The sequence below is a fragment of the Duganella sp. Dugasp78 genome, from assembly GCF_059491455.1.
Genome location: NZ_CP168506.1, coordinates 6,876,844 through 6,896,332, shown reverse-complemented (window position 1 = coordinate 6,896,332; position 19,489 = coordinate 6,876,844). Strand labels below are relative to the sequence as shown.

Here is a 19,489-nt window from a genome sequence, read left to right as displayed (position 1 = left end):
CCATCATGATGAAGAACCAACTGGCTGGCTTGATGAAGCAAGCGCAAGCAATGCAGGACAATATGAAGAAGGCGCAGGACGCGCTGGCCCTGATCGAAGTCGAAGGCCAGTCCGGCGCCGGCCTGGTCAAGGTCGTGATGACCTGCAAGAACGACGTCAAGCGCGTGTCGATCGACCCGTCGCTGCTGGCCGACGACAAGGACATGCTGGAAGACCTGGTCGCCGCCGCCTTCAACGACGCCGTGCGCAAAGCCGAAGCCACCTCGGCCGAAAAGCTGGGCGGCCTGACCGCCGGCATGAACCTGCCGGCCGGCTTCAAGATGCCTTTCTAAGGGCAGCCGCGGCGTAAAGCTCCATGTCCAAATCGCTGGAATTTCTGACGGAAGCGTTGCGCCGTCTGCCCGGCGTCGGCCCCAAGTCGGCGCAACGGATGGCGTTTCACTTGCTCCAGCATGACCGCGAAGGTGCGGACATGCTGTCGCGCGCCTTGCACCAGGCGGTGAACGCCGTGCATCACTGCGCGCTGTGCAATACCTTCACCGAGGAAGACGTCTGCGACACCTGCCACGACGAGCAGCGCGACCGCCGCCTGCTGTGCGTGGTGGAGACGCCGGCCGACCAGCTGATGATCGAGCAGACGCTGACCTACAAGGGCCTGTACTTCGTGCTGATGGGCCGCCTGTCGCCGCTGGACGGCATCGGCCCCAAGGACATCCACCTGGAAAAGCTGGTGGCGCGCGCGGTCGACGGCCTGGTCACGGAAGTGGTGCTGGCCACTAATTTCACCAACGAAGGCGAGGCCACCGCGCACTACATCAGCGAGATGCTCAAGGCGCGCGGCCTGCGCGTGAGCCGGCTGGCGCGCGGCGTGCCTGTTGGTGGCGAACTGGAGTACGTGGACGCAGGCACCATCGCCCGCGCCATGCTGGACCGAAGGGCGACATGACTGACAAGAACACCGCTGGCCCGTTGGCCGGCATCAAGGTACTGGAACTGGGCACGCTGATCGCGGGCCCTTTTTGTGCGCGCATGCTGGGCGAGTTCGGCGCCGAGGTCATCAAGATCGAGTCGCCCGACGGCGGTGACCCGATCCGTAAATGGCGGGTGCTGAAGGACGGCACCTCGCTATGGTGGTCGGTGCAGTCGCGCAATAAGAAATCGCTGACGCTGAACCTGAAGGATGCACGCGGCCGCGCCATCGCGCGCCAGCTGGCGCTGGAAGCCGACATCATCATCGAGAACTACCGACCCGGCGTGCTGGAGAAGTGGGACATCGGCTACGAGCAACTGAAGGCCGTCAATCCCGCCACCATCATGGTGCGGCTGTCGGGCTTTGGCCAGACCGGGCCGATGAAGGACCTGCCGGGCTTCGGCGCCATCGGCGAATCGATGGGCGGGCTGCGCTACGTGTCCGGCCACGCGGACCGGCCGCCGGTGCGGGTGGGCGTGTCGATCGGCGATTCGGTGGCGGCCCTGCACGGCGTGATCGGCGCGATGATGGCGCTGCGCCACCGCGACGCCACCGGCGGCAAGCTCAAGGGCGAAGGCCAGATGGTCGACGTGGCCTTGTACGAATCCGTGTTCAACCTGATGGAATCGCTGGTGCCGGAGTTCGACCACGCGGGCGTGGTGCGCGAGCGTACCGGCGGCGCGTTGCCGGGCATCGTGCCGTCGAACACCTACACCACCAAGGACGGCGAGAACATCGTCATCGCCGGCAATGGCGATGCGATCTTCAAGCGGCTGATGCTGGCCATGGGCCGCATCGACATGGCCGGCGATCCTCAGCTGGAGCGTAACGACGGCCGCGTGCAGCGCACGCAGGAGATCGACGATGCGATCCAGGCGTGGTGCGACACCCAGGACATCGACAGCGCGCTGGCCGTGCTGAAGGCGGCCGATGTGCCGGCCGGGAAAATCTACTCGGTGCGCGACATGATGGGCGATCCGCAGTTCGTCGCGCGCGAGATGTTCGAGCAGCACCACTTCGCCGATGGCACGCCGGTCAAGCTGCCGGCGATCTCGCCGAAGTTGTCGGCCACGCCGGGCCACACCAAGTGGATAGGCCCGTCGCTGGGGCAGCACAACGACGAAGTCTTGCAGTCGCTGGGCTACGGCGCCGAGGACATCGCCGCGATGAAGCGGGACGGCGTGCTCTAACGCCGGTGCAACGCCGAACTGCGCCAGGCGGCATATGGCGCGCTTGGTGGCGGGTGGGCGTCGGGGCCGAGGTAGCAGTCGTCGATGCCGAAGTCGTGAATGCGGCGGAAACCGCGCGCCTCTAGGAATTGCCGGATGTCTTCCCGCACCGGCTGGCGGTTGTGCTCCACCGTGAGCACCCGCAGCCGGTAGTCGTCAAACGGAAAACTCTTCAGTATCGCCAGCTCCGATCCTTCGGTATCCAGGCTCCAGTAATCGATCACCGGCGGCGCGCTGCATTCATACAGCACCGAGGCGATGGTGCGCGTTCGCTTGCGCACGGCGGGCAGTTCGGGACCGAACACGTGGTGCGTGTAGCGCAGCATGGCCGGCGTATATTCCTGCAGTATCCCGCCGAGCATGTTCGCGCTTTCCAGGAATTCCACTTCGACTTCACGGTCGTACAGGCAGCCGTGGATGCAGAGACACTCGCGGTTTTTTTGTAGCGCGCGGAAGTAGCGGTCGTTGGGCTCGATGCAGATGCCGCGCCAGCCGTAGGCCGATTCCAATAACAGCGTGTTGCTGGCGCGGACGCCGTCGGCGGCGCCGGAGTCGAGGAAGTAGCCGTCGCGCATGCCGTTCAGCACCGCCAGCACGAAGTGGTCCTGGCCCAGTTGCGAGCTCATCATGGTCTCCTTCCGGAACGGTGCAGTGCTGCGGAACGCCAGTCGGCATAAGGCGTACTTTCGTTTACCCTATGCGTTGGCTGCGGCCGGCGGAAGTCGTCATCATGGCGGTGGCCGTACAACATGGTCACGTTGATGCGCCGGCTCTCGTAGTCGTCGCGGAAGGTGCAGGCGGCGGTGCCGTGGAACAGGTCCGAGTTGAAGATGACGGCGCGGTTCTGCCGGTAGGGTACGTAACGCGCCTGCGCGCCGACCTCGGCCAGGTAGCGCCGTATCAGGTCCGGCCGCCGGTTGTAGCTGACGAAGTCCCAGTCCGGCGGCGCTTCGACGTCGTAGATGTGCATGCCGCCGCTGGCCGGGTCGAGATTGGCGTCGTCCGGCGTGATCCAGAAGTTGACGTTGATGGCGGCGAAGTCGGCATGCACGTCATCGCCCGGCATGCGGGGCGGATACTTGTAGGCCCACAGCTGCGTGAGTGGATGGCGATCGCCGATCAGCCGGGGCAGGGCGTGGCGCAATTCGTGCGCGAGTTGCACCAGCAGCGGACAGTTGAAACCGCCGCGCTGCAAGGCGCCCAGGCGGCCGTGCGAATAACGCAGCGAATTCCAGACCGTCGATTCAAGGCAGAAGCGGCGCAGGCTGTCCAGCGCGGCCGGCGCGAGGAAGTCGTCGATGACGACGATGCCGGGCGGGTTGTTGCGATAGGCGAGCTCGACATCGGCGCCTCGCCAGCTGTCCGAGTACGCTGGCGCGATGGCCGGCGCGGCGCGCCGGTGGATGATGCGGTTGTAGATGTCGCCTATGCCGGCCAGCTCTTCCGCGCTCGGCCGCTCGCGCTTGCTGATATGGCTGGCCGCCATGTGGTCGGCCAGCTCGCGGTAGCGCTGCACGATGACGTCGTACTTGGCGCCCAGCACGCCCAGCCGCTGCAAGTAGGCGAACTGCTCCGCGTCGTGGCGCAGCTTGGCGACCGTTAGCGGCGGCTGCGGCGGCGCGGCTGGGTTCATCAAGGTCATGGCGGCGGCTCTCAGGCGGCTTCGGCGTTCAGTCTGCCCAGGGAGACGGGGATGTGCACATCGTCCAGCCACGCCGCTTGCAGCACTTCGGCGATCATTTCCTGCCAGTGCTCCTCGATGACCTTGCGCACGGCATCGTCGTGGTACAGGCGCTGGCACATCTGGCATTGGTGGGCGTACAGGCCTTCCCACTTGATGTCGGGGTTGTGCGTGGCGGCCCAGGCGACCACCTTGGCCGGGCCCTGGTGGTGTATCCACAGCTTGAGGAAGTCTTCTTCGGATTCGACGATGGCGCGCCGCAGGAAGCCGGGCAGGCCGGTGTCGGCGACGTTGAGCTCGGGGATGACCCGCAGGCCCAGGCCGCAGCAGGAGCCGACGCGGCCGTCCGCCTGCAGCGTGTAGGTCTTGAGCACGCTGGAGCAGCCGCCGCGTATCGCCGCCGCCTGAACGTCGCAGGCCACGCCTTCGGGGTAGCGGTAGATGGTTTCGTGGTGCAGCGGCATCCAGGGGCTGCTGAGCACGGTCAGCGCGGCGAATTGATCGGGCGGCAGGGCGGCGATCAGCGGGTGCCCGGTCAGCATCTCCGGCGTGATGTGGCGGTCCTGCTTCAGCTCCATCATCACGTGGGTGCGGAAGCGGCGTTCGCAGGCGGCCACGCTGGCCAGCACCACGCGCTCCAGCGGCACGAAGCGCACGTGCTCGTCGCCGGTGCTGTAGTTGATTTCCGAGAGGCCGGCGTCGATCAGGGCGGCGATTTTTTCGCGCGCCGTTTCCAGGCTGGTGGCCCAGTGGGCGTTGGTGACCAGGCGTACCGGCAACCGGTGGTCGGCGGCGCGGCGTATGCCTTGCAGCAGGGTTTTCCATTCCAGCGTGGCCTCGCCGCCGGTGAAGACGACGTTGCTGAAGTTGAGCTGCTTGGCTTCATCGATGGCGGCGAGCACGGACGCCAGCTCCAGCCGGTTGCGCTCGCGCGGGCTGGAGAGCGTGCCGCAATCCGCGCATTCGGCCGGGCAGGTGAAGGTCGGCATGATGGACAGCGTGTGCGTGCGCCGGCGCAGCAGCGGCGCTTCGGAGTCAGCGGCTGACATTGAATTCCGCCTCGGAGATGGCGAGGATGCCACGCGACTCCAGGATCTGCGCGTACTGCACCAGCGCCTCGATCGTGACGCGCACGTATTCCTGGCCGCGATAGGGATCGTATTCGTTGCTGTCGGTGCCGGTGTGCGTGCCTTCGTCGGTGCCCGTGTCCGTGCCGGTGTCGGTTCCCGTGTCCGTGCCGGTGTTGGTGCCTGTGTCGGTGCCCGTGTTGGTGCCGGTATCGGTGCCGGTGTTGGTTCCCGTATCGGTTCCTGTGTCGGTGCCGGTATTTGTTCCAGTGTCCGTGCCGGTATCGGTGCCCGTGTCGGTGCCGGTGTGGGTGCCCGTTTGGGTGCCGGTGTCCGTGCCGACTTCGGTGCCTTCGTCGGTGCCGGGGCCGGTGCCGATGGTGGCGGAGCTGTGCTCAAAGTTCTGCGTGCTGTTGGAGTCGTTGATGGTGCGGTGATCGGTGGGCACCAGGAAGCCGCTGGCGAAGATGGGGCTGCTGGTGAACAGCATGGCCTGCTCCATGCCGCCAAGGGCGAACGGCGATTCCCTTTCAATACCGCCGCGCACCAGCGCGAGCACGATGTGATAGTCGCCGTGCTTGATGACGGCGTTGCCGAACGCGGTCATGAACTCGGTGCGGGTGGGCGTGGTGTGCTGGTGATCGGCCGCGTAGTTGCGCAGCCAGCGCCGCATGTGCCGGTTGGCCAGTATCGCATACACCAGCTGGTTGCTGACGGAGGCGCGCTGCTCCGGCAGCTTTTCGCTGAGGGCGAAGTCCGCCAGCACCTGGGCCGGGTCGGTGATGAACTGCTCGCGCAGCAGGTAGTCGCGCGACATGGCCTTGAACAGCGCGTCGACCCGCCTGGAAACAGCGGCCGCACGCAGCACCAGCGGCCGCCGGTGGTGCTGCCGCTCCGGCGTGAACACCAGGCGGAAGGAATGTTCTTGCTCGTCCATATGGCCTCCTTAGCTCAGACGCTGCCTGACCATCTTAGGCAGCTGAGCAGACCAGGAAGCGAGGGACGTCAAAGCTGGGCGGGGAACTTTATCGGGTGTCCGCCGTCGCTGGCCGCCAGGCCGTGCATCGTGAACTGGTTGCCGAGCATCAGCTCGATCGACTCGGGCGGCGAGGGATGGCCGAGGTAGTAGCCCTGCGCCAGGTCGCAGCCGAATTGCTCCAGCAGCAGCAACTGGGCGCCGGTCTCCACGCCCTCGGCCACCACCGCCATTTTCAGGCCGTGCGCCATGGCGATGATGGCGCGCGTGATGGCGGCGTTCTCGGAATCCTGCGGCAGGCCGCAGATGAAGCTCTTGTCGATCTTCAGCGCGCGCACCTCGAAACGCTTGAGGTAGTTCATCGACGAGTAGCCGGTGCCGAAGTCGTCGATCGACAGGTAGACGCCGATGCCGCGCAGCTGCTCCAGCGTGACCATGGTGGCGCGGGCGTCGTCCATCAGCGTGCCTTCGGTCAGCTCCAGCTCCAGCAGCTCGGCCGGCAGGCCGGTTTCGTGCAGGGTCGACAGCACGATCTGGGTCAGGTTCTCATCCTTGAACTGCTTGGCCGACAGGTTGACCGCCACCCGCACCGGCTGCTTGCCGGCCGCCTGCCACGCCATCGCCTGCTGGCAGGCGGTGCGCAACACCCATTCGCCGATCGGCACGATCAGGCCGGTTTCCTCGGCCAGCGGGATGAACTCGGTCGGCGAGATGATGCCGCGCTCCGGGTGGCGCCAGCGCACCAGCGCCTCGACGCCGACGATGCGGGCGCTGGCGACGTCGATCTGCGGCTGGTACAGCAAATACAGCTCATTGTTCTGCAGCGCCTTGCGCAGGCCCACTTCCAGCTTGACGTGGCTCATGATCTGCATCGTCAGCGACGAGCTGTACAGCTTGGCGTTGTTCTTGCCGCAGTTCTTGGCGTGGTACATCGCGGTGTCGGCGTATTTGAGCAGCGAGTTGCAGTCCTCGCCGTCCTCCGGGTACAGCGAAATGCCGATGCTGGCGGTGACGAAGATTTCGTGCGTGTCCAGCTGGAAGGGGCGGCGCATGGCTTCCTTGACGCGGTGGGCGACGTTGAGGGCGTTCTCCACACGCTCCAGGTCGGGGATCAGGATGGTGAATTCGTCGCCGCCCAGGCGCGCCAGGTTGTTGCCGACTTCGGTGCGCGAGACCAGGTCGCTGGGCCGGGTGGTGTCGCGCAGGCGCTCGGAGACGGCCTTGAGCAGATGGTCGCCGACGTCGTGGCCCAGCGTGTCGTTGATGCGCTTGAAGGCGTCCAGGTCCATGAACAGCACGGCGAATTTCTTGTTGCCCTTGCGCGAGCGCACCAGCTCGGCCTCCAGCGTCTCCAGGAAGGCCTGGCGGTTGGGGATGCCGGTCAGGCTGTCGCAGTAGGCCAGGCGGCGGATCTGTTCCTCGGTGCGCTTGCGCTCGCTGATGTCGCGCACCAGGCCCAGCACTTCGTCGGGGCCGGTGGCCACCAGCCGCGCCTCGAAATGCCGCACCGGCACCGCCACCGCGTGCTCGCCCTGGCGCGCGCGCGGGGCGGCGCCGGGGATGGGCAGTTCGTAGTCGAGCGAGCGGATGTGCTGGGTGTCGAGCACGGTCTGCACCTGCTCCAGCATGTGGCGGGCGATGTCGTCCGGCAGCACCTGGTTCAGGTGGCGGCCCACGCACTGCTCGCTGTCGAACACGGCGCTGGCCTCGTGGCCTTGCTCGTAGTCGAGGTAGTAGCCGTCCTTGTTCATGCGGAAGAAGGTGTCCGGGATCGCCGCCAGCACCGCGCGGTGGTGGGCGTCGGCGATGCGCAGGCGGGTGATGGCGTCGCTGGCGCGCAGCACGTACAGCACGCGGTGGCCGAGGATGGGCCAGTTGATCGGCTTGGAGACGAAGTCGGTGGCGCCGGCCTCGTAGGCCTGGGTCACCGATTCGAGCTCGTCGCCGCCGGTGACCATGATGATGGGCACGGTGGTCTGGGTTTCCAGCCGACGGATTTCGCGGCACACGGCGAAGCCGTCCATGCCGGGCATGTCGACGTCGAGCAGCAGCAGGTCCGGCGCCATGCTCTGGAAACAGGCCACGGCCTGCAGGCCGTCCTCGGCCTCGACCGCGTTCAGGCCGACCTGGCTCAGCATTTCCAGCATCAGCAGGCGCATCACGGGATCGTCGTCGGCGACCAGCACCAGGCCGCGCTTGGGGGAGGGGGAGCTTGCCATGTCATATTTCCTTTTCCAGGATGGCTCCCAATGCCTGCCGCACGGCCTGGAAAGAGCGTTCCATATCAGCCAGCAGGACTGCGGCGCCGGCGGTGGTGTTGTTGCGTCCGCGCTGCTCGAGCTCCTTGCAGCGCTGCGCCAGCGCGTCGGCGCCGACGTTGGCGCTGCTGGACTTGAGGCTGTGGGCGGCCTTGCGCATCTGGCTGATGTTGCCGGTGCCGATGGCCTGGCGCAGCGTGTGCAGATGCTTGGGGGTATCGTCGAGATAGGCGTGCAGCACGCGCTCGAGCAGGGCGTCGCCGTTGGTGGCGCTCAGGGCGCGGATGTTTTCCAGCGCCTGGCGGTTGATCTGGCCGTTGGACGCGGCGGCGGGGAGCGCCTCGGGCGCTTCCGGCGCGGCCGGCATGCGCGGCAGGCTGATCCAGCGGGAGATGGTCTGCCCCAGCGCCTGCTGCGTGAAGGGCTTGCTCAGGTAATCGTCCATGCCGGCGGCCAGGCAGGCTTCGCGGTCGCCCTGCAGGGCGTTGGCGGTGATGGCGACGATGGGCATGCTGCGCCCGCGCTTGCGCTGCTGTTCGCGGCGGCGGATTTCCGTGGTCGCGGCGAAGCCGTCCATGACCGGCATCTGGCAATCCATCAGGATCAGGTCGAACTCGTTGGCCTGCACCGCGTGCAGCGCCGCCTCGCCGTTGACGGCGCGGCTCACTTCCAGCCCCAGCCCTTCGAGCATGGCGCTGGCCACTTCGATATTGACCGGATTGTCCTCCGCCAGCAACACCTTGCGCCGCCTGCGGGCGCGCGGGGCCGGCGTCGGGCCGGGGCTGAAGGCGGCCAGCGGCGGGGCCACCGGCGCGGCGGCCGGCGGCGCCTCGGCCGGGCATGCCGGCGGCGGCGCGCCGCGGCCGGGCGCCAGCAGGCAATCGAACAGGTCGCAGGCGCGCGGCGGCTTGATCAGCTGGAAGGCGACGCCGGCTTCGCGCCGCTGGACGCCGTCGGCGGCGTTGCGCTCGGTACTCAGCAGCAACAGCCGGGTGGTGGCCAGCGCCGCCTCGGCACGGATCGCGGCGGCCAGCGCCAGGCCGCTGGTGCGCGGCAGCTCCATGTCCAGCAGCACCACGTCGTAGGGGCGGCCGGCGGCGGCGGCCTGGCGCAGCTGCGGCAGGGCGGTGGTGGCACTGGCGCTGGCGCTGGCGATGTGCCAGCTGCGCAGCAGCGTTTCCAGCTCGTCCCGGCTGGTGGGATTTTCATCGACAATCAAGGCGCGGCATTCCTGGGTGGCGTGGAAAGAAGGATCGTCGACATCAATACGACGTTTATCAAAATTTACGGCAAACCAAAAGATCGACCCTTGCGTTAGCGCATGGTCCACTCCTATCGTGCCCCCCATGAGCTCCACCAGTTGTTTTGAGATCGCCAGGCCCAGGCCGGTGCCGCCGTGCTTGCGGGTGGTCGAGCCGTCGGCCTGCGAGAAGGAGTCGAAGATGCGCGCCCGCGCCTCGCTGGAGACGCCGATACCGGTGTCGTGCACTTCGAAGCGCAGGCCGACGGTTTGCGCGTCCTCGTGCGCCACGGCGACCTTGACAGTGATCTTGCCGCTCTCGGTAAACTTGATCGCGTTGCCCAGCAGATTGAAGATGACCTGGCGCAGCCGGTTGGGATCGCCGCAGATGGCGATCGGGATATCGTTGGCGACCTGCAGCTCCAGCCGGATGCCCTTGGCCTGCGCCTGCGGCGCGAAGACGTTGTCTATGTCGTCGAGCAATTCGCGGAAATTGAAATCGATGTATTCGACGGTCAGCTTGCCGGCCTCGATCTTGGAGAAATCCAGGATGTCGTTGATGATGACCAGCAAGTGTTCGCCGGAGCGCTTGACCATGCTGGTGTAGTGGCGCTGCTGCTCGGTCAGGCGGGTGGCCAGCAGCAGCTCGGTCATGCCCAGCACGCCGTTCATGGGGGTGCGGATTTCGTGGCTCATGGTGGCGAGGAAGGCGCTCTTGGCCTGGCTGGCGGCCTCGGCGGCGTTCTTGGCCTTTTCCAGCTGTTCGGTGCGGGCGCCGACCTGGCGTTCCAGCTGGTCGCGGTATTGCGCCAGCGCGGCGTCGCGCGCCTCGATCTGGGCCAGCATGTCGTTGAAGCTGTCGGTCAGCGCGCCCAGCTCGTCGCTGCGCTGGTGGACGATGCGCGGCGGGGTCTGGCCGCGGCTGACCTGCTGGGCCGCGGCGATCAGCTTGCCGACCGGCTCGGCGATGCTGCCCTTGAAGCGGGCCGCCATCAGCAGCGCCGTCACGAACGACAGCATGGCGGCCACGGCGGCCGCGGCCAGGTTCTTGAACAGGTCCAGCCACATGCGGGTCTGCGCGCATTCGATCATCACGGTGCCGATGAACTCGTCCCTGATGCGCACCGGCCGGTACAGCCGCAACGCCGGCGCCCACAACGGGCCGCTGTGGAAGGTGCGGATCTCCTGGCCGGCGTCCTCGAGCGCCAATTGCGCCGGCGCGTCCTGCCCGGGCGGCAGGGCGGCGGACTGGTAGCGGGCCAGCGACTGGCCGGTGCTGTCGTACAGCGCGGCCTGCTGGATCTGGTCTTCGACCGCCAGCGTGGCCAGCGTCTGCCGGGCTTGCTTGCTGTCGGCCGACAGCAGCGCCGCCGCGCTGTTGTTGCCGACCACGCCGGCCAGCGAGGACAGCTGCATGCGCGCGTCGTCGGTCCGGCTGAGGACGGACGCGGCAGCAAAGGCGAACAACACCAGCATCAGCGCGCTGCCGGTGGAGAGGACGGAAATGACGGTCAGTTTATGGCTCAGACCCGAACGTTCGAAATTGAACATTGCTGTTAGCGGTGGCAAACGGTGGGCGCCGAAAACGTCGGCGCGACAAGCTGATCTGTAAGTGCCAGTAGGAAAAATATAGTGTTCAGATCAGGGCGGCCTTGATCTGCATCTAATCCCCGCACGTTTGAGCATTCTCAAGTGCTGCGGGAAAGTGCGTCGCAAGCTGCAAGGATGGAACGCAAAAAAATCCTCTTCGTGGCGGAGGCCGTCACGCTGGCCCACGTCGGCCGGCCGCTGGCGCTGGCGCACATGCTGGCGCCGCAGCACTACGACGTGCACTTCGCCTGCGCGCCCGGCTACGAGGCCTTTTTCCGTGGCAGCAGGCTGAGCAGCTGGACAGTGAGCAGCATCTCCAGCGCGCGTTTCCTGGCGGCCCTGGCGGCGGGCAGGCCGGTCTACGACAGCGTGACCCTGCAGCAATATGTGCAGGACGACCTGCGCCTGCTGCGGGCGGTGCGGCCGGACGTGGTGGTGGGCGATTTCCGGCTGTCGCTGTCGGTCAGCGCGCGGGTGGCGCAGGTGCCGTACATCGGCCTGATCAACGCCTACTGGAGCCCCTACGTGCCGCAGCGCTACACGGTGCCGGCGATCGCGCTGGCGCGGGTGTTGCCGATCGCGCTGGCCGACCGCCTGTTCCGCCTGGTGCGGCCGCTGGCGTTCGCGCTGCACAGCCGGCCGCTGAACCGCGTGCGGCGCGAACACGGCCTGCCGTCGCTGGGCCATGACTTGCGGCGCGTGTACGCTGACGCCGACTATGTGCTCTATCCCGACATCCCCGAAATGTTTCCGGCGGTCGACTTGCCGGCGAGCCACTCCTATCTGGGGCCGGTGACCTGGTCGCCGCCCACGGCCTTGCCCGGCTGGTGGGATGTTTTGCCGACGGACAAGCCGCTGATCTACGTCACGCTGGGCAGCTCGGGGCAGGGCGCGCTGTTGCCGCAGATCTTGCAGGCGCTGGCGGCGCTGCCGGTGCGGGTGATCGCCGCCACCGCCGGCCAGGCCGATCCCGGCGAGCCGCCCGACAACGCCCACGTGGCGGCCTACCTGCCGGGCGAGGAGGCGGCGCGGCGCGCGCAGCTGGTGATCTGCAACGGCGGCAGCCCGACCAGCCAGCAGGCGCTGACGGCCGGCGTGCCGGTGCTGGGCATTGCGGGCAACCTGGACCAGTACCTGAACATGCGCGCGGTGGCGGCGATGGGGGCCGGCGCCTTGCTGCGCTCGGACCGCCTGAACGAGGAGACGCTGCGGCGGACCGTGGTGGACTTGCTGGAGCGCCCGGCGGCGCGGGCGGCGGCGGTCGGGCTGGCGTCGCTGTTTCAGCGCTACGACGTGGCGACGCGCTTTGATGCAGTGCTGCGGCGCGCCGTCGCCGGCCGCGGCTGACGGCGGGGGACGGGGCGTTCAGGCTTACGACGGCAGCTGGCGGCGGCGCCCCAGCGCCATGCCGGCCAGGCCCAGGCCGAGCAAGGCCAGGGTGGCCGGCTCCGGCACGGCCGCCAGCGCGAACGAGCCCGATCCGTCGAACTTCATCAGCGGCACGCCGGAGGGCGCGGTGCCGTCCCACATGGTGGCCGGCGTGTACAGCGAGGGGATGGTGGCGGCGCCGGTGACGTTGTTCTGGAATATCGAGCCGGTGGCGATGTCGAGATAGTGGGTATCGACGTAGTCGATCTGGAAGCGGATGTCGAAGGCGCCGGTGGAGACGCCGCCGCTGGTGGCCACGTTGGCCTCATTGAAGATCAGGTGGCCGGACATGACCATGACGCCGTCGCCGTCCGGATCGCCGGCGCCGCCGCAGCCGGTCGAGGTCGAGCCGGCGCCATAGCAGCGCACGGTGCCGGGACCGTCGCCGGGCACGGCCTTGCTGGTCGCGCCCGGCCCGAAGCGGTCGAAGTAGAAGGCGATGTTTTGCACGCCGCCATGCAGGGCATCGACATCCATCGCGGCCGACTGGCTGCCCGGCAGCGCGAAGTGGGCGGTGGTCGCGGTCTGGCTGTCCACCAGCTCCTCGAAGCGCACCACGGCGCTCAGCTCATACCCGCTGTTGAGGCCGCCGGGCGTGACGAGGGCGGCGCCGCTCGACATGGTGCCGATCACCATCTGCGAACGCAGCTCGGTCAGGTAGGGCACGAAGGGGCCGAACGTGGCGGCGGAGCCGGGCATGAAATTGCTGGCCAGCGCGGTGTTGGTGACATTGGTCCACAGGTCGGCATAGCTGCTGTAGGCGCCGTTGCCGGTCGGGTCCAGGCCGACCGACGGTCCGGCGTGAGCGGCGGGCGCGGCTGCCAGTGCGGTGCTGATCATGGCGGCGGCGATGGCTGGTTTAACGTTATACATATAAGCTCCCTGGTTGGATGGCGACCCCGGATTCGGCGTCGTCCTGCAACCAGAGCAAAAGCCCTGCCAGTGGCGGTCCGGCCTGTGAAATCAAGGGCTTGGGCCGGCTGCCGGCCGGACCGGGTACTCGGCTGTAAAGAACGCCGTCACGGCTTCCCGGCCGGACCGACCAGCAGGGTGCGCAGCGGCTTGCGCAGCGAGCGCGCCGAGGCCGCCGGGCCGGCGCCGATGCGGCCCATGAACACCGCGTTGTCCCACGCCGGCTGGCCGACCAGCGCCGCGCCCTCGCGCGCCAGCGCCTCGGCGCGCTCCTGCATGCCGGGCGTGCCGGAAAACACCCGGCCTTCGCGCACGTAGCGGGCGAAGATCAGCGGCGTCAGTTCCGGTTGCAGCTGCAGGCCCTGCGCGGTGGCGGTCAGCCAGAAACGCTGCATGGCGCGGCCGGCCTGCAGGTAGTCGTCGATGCGCTGGGCGCGGCGCGGGGCGGTCAGCACGAAGTGGGCGGCGCAGGCCAGGCCGGGGATCAGGTCCATTTGCAGGCGCGGCGCCAGCGTGCCGGCCAGCCAGGTGTTGAAGAATTCCACGCGCTGCCAGCGCTGCATGATCCAGCGCATCAGCCTGGCGGTGGCGGCGTCCACGCCCAGCGCCTGGTCGGGAATGCGGTCCTCGCTGTAGCGGGCGTTCCATTCGATCACCGACTTGTGCACCTGCCACGCCTCGGGCATCGTCAGGCGCAGCTTGGCGTTGCGGAACATCAGGCGCGCCGCCGCGCTGCGCTGGCTGCCTTCCAGCCAGTGCACGCCGTAGCCGTCCGGCAGCGCCGCCACCAGCGCCGAGCGTTCGGCCGGCGTCAGCGGGCGCCGGCTCAGCGGGCGCCGCTGCACGCTGCGCGGCAGGATGGCGTCGGCCAGCGGATCGGCTTCCAGGTGCGGCGCCGGCACGAACTCGACGCTGAGGGTGGGGCGGCTTTCCGGCGCCTCGCTGTGGCGCGTGACCTGCATCTCCAGCTGGCAGGTGCTGGCGGCGATCGCCATGGTCTCGAGCAGCGCGCCGATCGAGAGCTGGCTGGGATGGCCGTCGAGGTCGTAGACGCAATGGTCGCGCGTGTCGTGGCCATGCACCACCAGGCGGCGCGCGTCGAGGATTTCAAAGCGCCACGGCTGGGTGTTGTCGCCGCTGGGCGCCCAGCGCGCCAGCTCCAGGATCTGCTCCAGCGTGGCATCGAGGTGTTGTTCCATCTTGCTCATGATTGCTCTCCGCGCCGGCGTTTCACCAGCATCATGGTCAGCCGCTGGAGCGGGTGGCGGTGGCCGCCGGGGCGCCAGGTGCGGACCAGCTTGTTACGGTAGGCGTCGAAATGATAACCGCGCGGCGCGGCCTCGACCTGGCCGCGGTTCAGCAGGATCTTCAGCGCCTCGGTGGCGGCCGCGCCCGCGCACAGCTCGCAGCCCATGATGGTCGACGGCCCGCGCTGTTCCTTCAGGTTGATGCTGGACGGATCGACCAGGTAGCGCGCGTGCAGGCCGGCCGGCGCCAGCCCGACCAGGAAGCGCAGGGCCTTCTCATCGTCCGGCAGCTCGCCCCAGCCGAAATATTCCTCGAACGTCATCCGCCCCGGCAGGAAGTTCAGTACCGCCGTGCCCATGCCCAGCGGCGCCGCCGTGATGGCCGGGATGGCCAGCCGCGCGCAGGCGGCAAAGGTGGCCTGGCGCGCGCCGAAGGCGAAGAAATCCAGGCCGTCCACGTACAGGTCCACGCCTTCGAAGAACTGCGCCAGGTTGCCGCTGTTGACGCCGCCGGGAAAGCGCACGAGCTTCAGTTCGGGATTGATGTCGCGCGCCATCTCGGCCAGCACCTCGACCTTGGGCTGGCCCAGGGTGGACATGGTGGCGCCCACCTGGCGGTTGAAGTTGGCGATGTCGAAGGTGTCGAAGTCGGCGATGTGGAAGGCGCCCACGCCCAGCCGCGCCAGGGTCAGCAGGTGCACGCCGCCGACGCCGCCCATGCCGGCAATGGCGATGCGCTTGCCGCGCAGCACCGCTTGTTCTGCCTGGGTAAGCCAGCCGATGTTGCGGGCAAACGCCTGTTGGTATGAAAAGGTGTGTGACATGTGTCTCCCGAGAATGGCCGACAAGGCGGCTCAGCGGAGTTAGACACAGGCGCGAGGCGGGAAGTTCCCGCAAAAAAGAAAAAAGCCTGCCTGTCCGGACAGAACGCGCTCAAGATCGCGTGCTGTCCGGACCGGCAGGCTTGGGGGCTCAGCAGCAGCCGCCGCGCTTGCCGGCGCCGCCGTAGCGGGCTTCCTGGCGTTCGCGGAAGAACTCCTCGTAGCTCATCATCGGCTCGCCGGGATGGGTGGCTTCCCGGTGCGAGACGTAGGTATCGTATTCAGGCAGGCCCATCATCAGACGCATGCTTTGTCCGAGATAGCGGCCGGCCTTGGCGATTTCTCCCAGCATCACTGCACCTGCGGCGCCAGCACCAGCGGGCTTTCCTTGGCGGTCGGCTGGGCCGAGGCGCGCGCCGCCAGCACCGTGCGGATGCCGAACACCAGCACGCTAAGCACGACCAGCATGAAGAAGCCGGCCAGCGACGCGTCCAGGTAATCGTTGAAGATCACCTGCTGCATCTGCGCCACCGACTTGGCCGGCGCCAGCAGCTTGCCCTCGTCGAAGGCGGCCTGGTACTTGGCGGCGTGCGCCAGGAAGCCGATCTTCGGATTGGCGTCGAAGATCTTCTGGAAGCCTGCCGTCAGCGTGCACAGCAGCAGCCACACGGTCGGCAGCACGGTGACCCAGGCGAAGCGGGCGCGCTTCATCTTGAACAGCACGCAGGTGCCGAGGATCAGCGCGATCGCCGCCAGCATCTGGTTGGCGATGCCGAACAGCGGCCACAGGGTGTTGATGCCGCCCAGCGGATCGACCACGCCCTGATACAGGAAGTAGCCCCAGGCCGCCACACACAGGCCGGTCGCGGTCAGGTTGGCAAACACGTTCTCGGTCTGCTTCATGGCCGGCACGAAGGCGCCCAGCAAGTCCTGCAGCATGAAGCGGCCGGCGCGGGTGCCGGCGTCGACCGCCGTCAGGATGAACAGCGCCTCGAACAGGATGGCGAAGTGGTACCAGAAGGCCATCATCAGCTTGCCGCCGATGACGCCCGACAGGATCTGGGCCATGCCCACCGCCAGGGTCGGGGCGCCGCCGGCGCGCGAGATGATGGAATGCTCGCCGACATCCCTGGCGGTCTGGGTCAGCATGTCCGGCGTGATGTAAAAGCCCATCTGCGAGACCGCGTGCGCGGCGGACTCGGCCGTGGTGCCCAGCAGCGCGGCCGGGCTGTTCATGGCGAAGTAGACGCCCGGCTCGATGGTCGAGGCGGCCACCAGCGCCATGATGGCGACGAACGATTCCATCAGCATCGCGCCGTAGCCGATGAAGCGGGCGTGGGTCTCGTTCTCGATCATCTTGGGCGTGGTGCCCGACGAGATCAGCGCGTGGAAGCCGGACACGGCGCCGCAGGCGATGGTGATGAACAGGAACGGGAACAGCGAACCGGCCCAGACCGGACCGGTGCCGTCGATGAACTTGGTCATGGCCGGCATTTTCAGGTAGGGCGCGACCACCACGATGCCCAGCGCCAGGCCGACGATGGTGCCGATCTTGAGGAAGGTCGACAGGTAGTCGCGCGGCGCCAGCAGCAGCCACACCGGCAGCACCGAGGCGATGAAGCCGTAGCCGATCAGCATCCAGGTCAGCTCGGTGCCGGTGAAGGTGAACATCGGCGCCAGGGCCGGGTTCTCCTGCACGTATTGGCCGCCGAAGATGGCCGCCATCAGCAGGATGAAGCCGATGATGGACACCTCGCCGATGCGGCCGACGCGGATGTAGCGGGTGTAGACGCCCATGAACAGCGCGATCGGGATGGTGGCCATCACGGTGAAGCTGCCCCACGGCGAGCCGGTCAGCGCCTTCACCACGATCAGCGCCAGCACCGCCAGGATGATGACCATGATCATGAATGTGCCCAGCAGCGCGATCATGCCGGGGATCTGGCCCAGCTCCGACTTGATCAGGTCGCCCAGCGAGCGGCCGTCGCGGCGCATCGAGATAAACAGCACGATGAAGTCCTGCACGGCGCCGGCAAACACCACGCCGGCCAGGATCCACAGCATGCCGGGCAGATAGCCCATCTGCGCGGCCAGCACCGGGCCGACCAGCGGGCCGGCGCCGGCGATGGCGGCGAAGTGGTGGCCGAACAGCACGTACTTATTGGTCGGCACGTGGTCGAGGCCATCGTTGAGCTTGTGGGCCGGGGTCATGCGGCGGGCGTCCAGGCCCAGCACCTTGTCGGCGATGAACAGGCTGTAGAAGCGGTAGGCGATCAGGTAGACGCAGACGGCGGCGATGACGATCCAGATGGCGCTGACGGCCTCGCCGCGCTTGAGCGCGATGACGCCGAGCGCGGCGGCGCCGCACAGGGCGAGCGCGGCCCAGCCGAGCCGGCTGGCCAGCGTGGGTGGCGCGGTGTGGTGCAATGTTTTCATGCTTCCTCCAAGGTTTTGGGCGCTGCTTTAAGGCGGGGGTCAAGTCTGACATTCGGACACGGCCTCTGCCGTAGCTGAGCGTACGGCAGAGGCCGTGTCCGAATGTCAGACTTGACCCCCGCGCAGCTTATGACCAGTATTCAGGAAGCTGATATCCGCCGCAAGCGCACCATTACGCACTATGGCTCGGTACAACTACGTAGTAGCCGCAGGCGGCGGGAGCGTAGAATCGCGCTACAGAACAAATCGGGGCGAACCTCATGAAGTTGCGGCAAAAAGTCATATTCCTGGCCATCACGCCGCTGATCCTGGCGCTGATCGCCATCGCGCTGGCGGTGCGCCACCAGTCGGTGCTGCTGGCCCAGCAGCAGCGCGAGACCATCCAGCAAGCCTACCTGAGCAGCAAGGAGGCCGAGCTGAAGCACTATGTGGCGCTGGCCTCGCACGCCATTGCCCATCTGTACGAGTCCGGCCGCGACGACCAGGCCACCCGCGACGAGGCCAAGCGCATCCTGTCCTCGCTCAGCTACGGCGACGACGGCTATTTCTTCGTCTACGATATGCAGGGCAACACGCTGATGCATCCGCGCCAGCCGGAGCTGGTGGGCCGCAACCTGTACCAGCTGCGCGACGAGCAGGGCCAGCCGACCATCCAGAACCTGCTGCGGCGCGCGCGCGCCGGCGGCGGACTGGAGCGCTACAGGTGGGTCAAGCCGTCCACCCACAAATCCGGCGCCAAGCTCGGCTACGTGATCCCGATGCCGAAATGGGGCTGGATGCTGGGCACTGGTATCTATCTGGACGACGTCGACCAGGCGCTGGCCAAGGTCGATGTCCAGCAGTCCGGCAACATCCACAACACCATGCTGTGGATCGCGGCGATCGCCATCGCGGCCTCGGTGGCGGTGGCCAGTTCCGGGCTGGCGCTCAACATCAGCGAGCTGCGCGTGGCCGACGCCAAGCTCAAGGTGCTGGCCCAGCGCGTGGTGGAATCGCAGGAGGAGGAGCGGGCGCGGCTCTCGCGCGACCTGCACGACGGCATCAGCCAGTGGCTGGTGTCGATCAAGCTGCAGATCGAGGCCGGCATCATCCGCCTGACCTCCGGGCTGGCGTCCGGCAAGGTGGAGCAGCAGCAGGCGGCGCAGGCCGCGTTCGAGCACGCCGCGGACCAGCTCAACAACGTGATGGGCGAGGTGCGCCGCATCTCGCACAATCTGCGCCCGGCCATCCTCGACGACCTGGGCCTGGCGGCGGCGCTGCACCACCTGGCCCAGGAGTACACGCTCAGCAGCGCAACCCCGGTACACTTCGAGGCGGAGGGGTGCACCGACGACTTGCCGGACGTCGCCAACACCGTGCTGTTCCGTGTGGCGCAGGAAGCCTTGACCAATATCGAGCGCCACGCCGGCGCCAGCCGCATCGAGATCCGCCTGACCGGCGAGCACGGCGGTGTCACGCTGCGCATCCGCGACGACGGCGCCGGCTTCGACGCCGAGGGCATCGCGCTGCATCCCAAGCACGGCATCGGCCTGCGCAATATGATGGAGCGCATGGACGCCATCGGCGGCCGCTTCGACATCGCTTCCTCCGGCGAGGGCACGGTGGTGACCGCCTTTGCCGGCAATGGCTAACAA

The 19,489-nt window shown here is 67.5% G+C and carries 16 protein-coding genes; 5 read left to right on the top strand and 11 right to left on the bottom strand.

The annotated features are described in order from the left end of the window. Positions 1-5 precede the first annotated feature (5 nt). From ACEN9O_RS30590 to ACEN9O_RS30580, 3 genes are read left to right on the top strand one after another with little or no spacing between them, the layout of a single operon-like run. Positions 6-332, top strand: coding sequence for a YbaB/EbfC family nucleoid-associated protein (locus ACEN9O_RS30590; protein WP_070272932.1), 327 nt, complete (start codon positions 6-8; stop codon positions 330-332). A 23-nt stretch (positions 333-355) separates the two neighbouring features. Further along, positions 356-946, top strand: a complete 591-nt coding sequence (gene recR, locus ACEN9O_RS30585) for a recombination mediator RecR (protein WP_495615529.1) — start codon at positions 356-358, stop codon at positions 944-946. Further along, positions 943-2,160: a CaiB/BaiF CoA transferase family protein gene (locus tag ACEN9O_RS30580; RefSeq protein WP_495615528.1), complete on the top strand. Its 1,218-nt coding sequence runs from the start codon at positions 943-945 to the stop codon at positions 2,158-2,160. The genes recR and ACEN9O_RS30580 overlap by 4 nt, the downstream gene beginning before the upstream one ends. On the opposite strand, the gene ACEN9O_RS30575 is transcribed toward ACEN9O_RS30580, so the two are convergent. The 6 genes from ACEN9O_RS30575 to ACEN9O_RS30550 all read right to left on the bottom strand — a co-directional run bounded on the left by ACEN9O_RS30575 (position 2,157) and on the right by ACEN9O_RS30550 (position 10,972). Next, positions 2,157-2,828: an FkbM family methyltransferase gene (locus ACEN9O_RS30575; protein ID WP_495615527.1), complete on the bottom strand. Its 672-nt coding sequence runs from the start codon at positions 2,826-2,828 to the stop codon at positions 2,157-2,159. The genes ACEN9O_RS30580 and ACEN9O_RS30575 overlap by 4 nt on opposite strands. Next, on the bottom strand, positions 2,825-3,841 hold the full coding sequence (locus tag ACEN9O_RS30570; RefSeq protein WP_495615526.1) for a hypothetical protein: 1,017 nt from the start codon (positions 3,839-3,841) through the stop codon (positions 2,825-2,827). The genes ACEN9O_RS30575 and ACEN9O_RS30570 overlap by 4 nt, the downstream gene beginning before the upstream one ends. An 11-nt stretch (positions 3,842-3,852) precedes the next feature. Continuing rightward, entirely contained in the window at positions 3,853-4,929 is a 1,077-nt protein-coding gene (locus ACEN9O_RS30565; RefSeq protein WP_495615525.1) for a radical SAM protein, read from the bottom strand. Beyond that, on the bottom strand, positions 4,916-5,884 hold the full coding sequence (locus tag ACEN9O_RS30560) for a hypothetical protein (protein WP_495615524.1): 969 nt from the start codon (positions 5,882-5,884) through the stop codon (positions 4,916-4,918). The genes ACEN9O_RS30565 and ACEN9O_RS30560 overlap by 14 nt, the downstream gene beginning before the upstream one ends. Positions 5,885-5,952: 68 nt before the next feature. Then, on the bottom strand, positions 5,953-8,142 hold the full coding sequence (locus tag ACEN9O_RS30555; RefSeq protein ID WP_495615523.1) for a putative bifunctional diguanylate cyclase/phosphodiesterase: 2,190 nt from the start codon (positions 8,140-8,142) through the stop codon (positions 5,953-5,955). A 1-nt stretch (position 8,143) separates the two neighbouring features. Then, complete coding sequence (locus ACEN9O_RS30550) at positions 8,144-10,972, bottom strand: hybrid sensor histidine kinase/response regulator (RefSeq protein WP_495615522.1); 2,829 nt, start codon at positions 10,970-10,972, stop codon at positions 8,144-8,146. Between the two features lie 174 nt (positions 10,973-11,146). Between ACEN9O_RS30550 and ACEN9O_RS30545 the strand changes: the two genes are divergently transcribed. Next, positions 11,147-12,358 (top strand): glycosyltransferase, encoded by a 1,212-nt coding sequence (locus tag ACEN9O_RS30545; RefSeq protein ID WP_495615521.1) that lies wholly within the window; start codon positions 11,147-11,149, stop codon positions 12,356-12,358. Positions 12,359-12,382: 24 nt separating this feature from the next. Here ACEN9O_RS30545 and ACEN9O_RS30540 read toward each other — a convergent pair whose 3' ends face one another. The 5 genes from ACEN9O_RS30540 to ACEN9O_RS30520 all read right to left on the bottom strand — a co-directional run bounded on the left by ACEN9O_RS30540 (position 12,383) and on the right by ACEN9O_RS30520 (position 17,855). Then, positions 12,383-13,312, bottom strand: coding sequence for a PEP-CTERM sorting domain-containing protein (locus ACEN9O_RS30540; RefSeq protein WP_495615520.1), 930 nt, complete (start codon positions 13,310-13,312; stop codon positions 12,383-12,385). Positions 13,313-13,458: 146 nt separating this feature from the next. Continuing rightward, positions 13,459-14,559, bottom strand: coding sequence for a nitroreductase family protein (locus ACEN9O_RS30535; protein ID WP_495615519.1), 1,101 nt, complete (start codon positions 14,557-14,559; stop codon positions 13,459-13,461). After that, positions 14,556-15,422 (bottom strand): ThiF family adenylyltransferase, encoded by an 867-nt coding sequence (locus ACEN9O_RS30530; RefSeq protein WP_495615518.1) that lies wholly within the window; start codon positions 15,420-15,422, stop codon positions 14,556-14,558. The genes ACEN9O_RS30535 and ACEN9O_RS30530 overlap by 4 nt, the downstream gene beginning before the upstream one ends. A gap of 148 nt (positions 15,423-15,570) precedes the next feature. Then, a complete protein-coding gene (locus ACEN9O_RS30525) occupies positions 15,571-15,771 on the bottom strand; it encodes a YbdD/YjiX family protein (protein ID WP_117015217.1) in 201 nt (66 codons plus the stop codon). Continuing rightward, positions 15,771-17,855 (bottom strand): carbon starvation CstA family protein, encoded by a 2,085-nt coding sequence (locus ACEN9O_RS30520; protein WP_495615517.1) that lies wholly within the window; start codon positions 17,853-17,855, stop codon positions 15,771-15,773. The genes ACEN9O_RS30525 and ACEN9O_RS30520 overlap by 1 nt, the downstream gene beginning before the upstream one ends. Before the next feature lie 260 nt (positions 17,856-18,115). Between ACEN9O_RS30520 and ACEN9O_RS30515 the strand changes: the two genes are divergently transcribed. Beyond that, the gene (locus ACEN9O_RS30515) at positions 18,116-19,486 is read left to right on the top strand and encodes a cache domain-containing protein (RefSeq protein ID WP_495615516.1); all 1,371 of its coding nucleotides are present in this window, start codon (positions 18,116-18,118) and stop codon (positions 19,484-19,486) included. Positions 19,487-19,489: the final 3 nt, after the last annotated feature.

What these genes read in the sequence shown, in the direction of transcription:
- ACEN9O_RS30590 (WP_070272932.1), top strand. Translation starts at nt 6, where the DNA reads ATGATGAAGAACCAACTGGCTGGCTTGATGAAGCAAGCGCAAGCAATG.
- recR (WP_495615529.1), top strand. Translation starts at nt 356, where the DNA reads ATGTCCAAATCGCTGGAATTTCTGACGGAAGCGTTGCGCCGTCTGCCC.
- ACEN9O_RS30580 (WP_495615528.1), top strand. Translation starts at nt 943, where the DNA reads ATGACTGACAAGAACACCGCTGGCCCGTTGGCCGGCATCAAGGTACTG.
- ACEN9O_RS30575 (WP_495615527.1), bottom strand. Translation starts at nt 2,828, where the DNA reads ATGATGAGCTCGCAACTGGGCCAGGACCACTTCGTGCTGGCGGTGCTG.
- ACEN9O_RS30570 (WP_495615526.1), bottom strand. Translation starts at nt 3,841, where the DNA reads ATGACCTTGATGAACCCAGCCGCGCCGCCGCAGCCGCCGCTAACGGTC.
- ACEN9O_RS30565 (WP_495615525.1), bottom strand. Translation starts at nt 4,929, where the DNA reads ATGTCAGCCGCTGACTCCGAAGCGCCGCTGCTGCGCCGGCGCACGCAC.
- ACEN9O_RS30560 (WP_495615524.1), bottom strand. Translation starts at nt 5,884, where the DNA reads ATGGACGAGCAAGAACATTCCTTCCGCCTGGTGTTCACGCCGGAGCGG.
- ACEN9O_RS30555 (WP_495615523.1), bottom strand. Translation starts at nt 8,142, where the DNA reads ATGGCAAGCTCCCCCTCCCCCAAGCGCGGCCTGGTGCTGGTCGCCGAC.
- ACEN9O_RS30550 (WP_495615522.1), bottom strand. Translation starts at nt 10,972, where the DNA reads ATGTTCAATTTCGAACGTTCGGGTCTGAGCCATAAACTGACCGTCATT.
- ACEN9O_RS30545 (WP_495615521.1), top strand. Translation starts at nt 11,147, where the DNA reads ATGGAACGCAAAAAAATCCTCTTCGTGGCGGAGGCCGTCACGCTGGCC.
- ACEN9O_RS30540 (WP_495615520.1), bottom strand. Translation starts at nt 13,312, where the DNA reads ATGTATAACGTTAAACCAGCCATCGCCGCCGCCATGATCAGCACCGCA.
- ACEN9O_RS30535 (WP_495615519.1), bottom strand. Translation starts at nt 14,559, where the DNA reads ATGAGCAAGATGGAACAACACCTCGATGCCACGCTGGAGCAGATCCTG.
- ACEN9O_RS30530 (WP_495615518.1), bottom strand. Translation starts at nt 15,422, where the DNA reads ATGTCACACACCTTTTCATACCAACAGGCGTTTGCCCGCAACATCGGC.
- ACEN9O_RS30525 (WP_117015217.1), bottom strand. Translation starts at nt 15,771, where the DNA reads ATGCTGGGAGAAATCGCCAAGGCCGGCCGCTATCTCGGACAAAGCATG.
- ACEN9O_RS30520 (WP_495615517.1), bottom strand. Translation starts at nt 17,855, where the DNA reads ATGAAAACATTGCACCACACCGCGCCACCCACGCTGGCCAGCCGGCTC.
- ACEN9O_RS30515 (WP_495615516.1), top strand. Translation starts at nt 18,116, where the DNA reads ATGAAGTTGCGGCAAAAAGTCATATTCCTGGCCATCACGCCGCTGATC.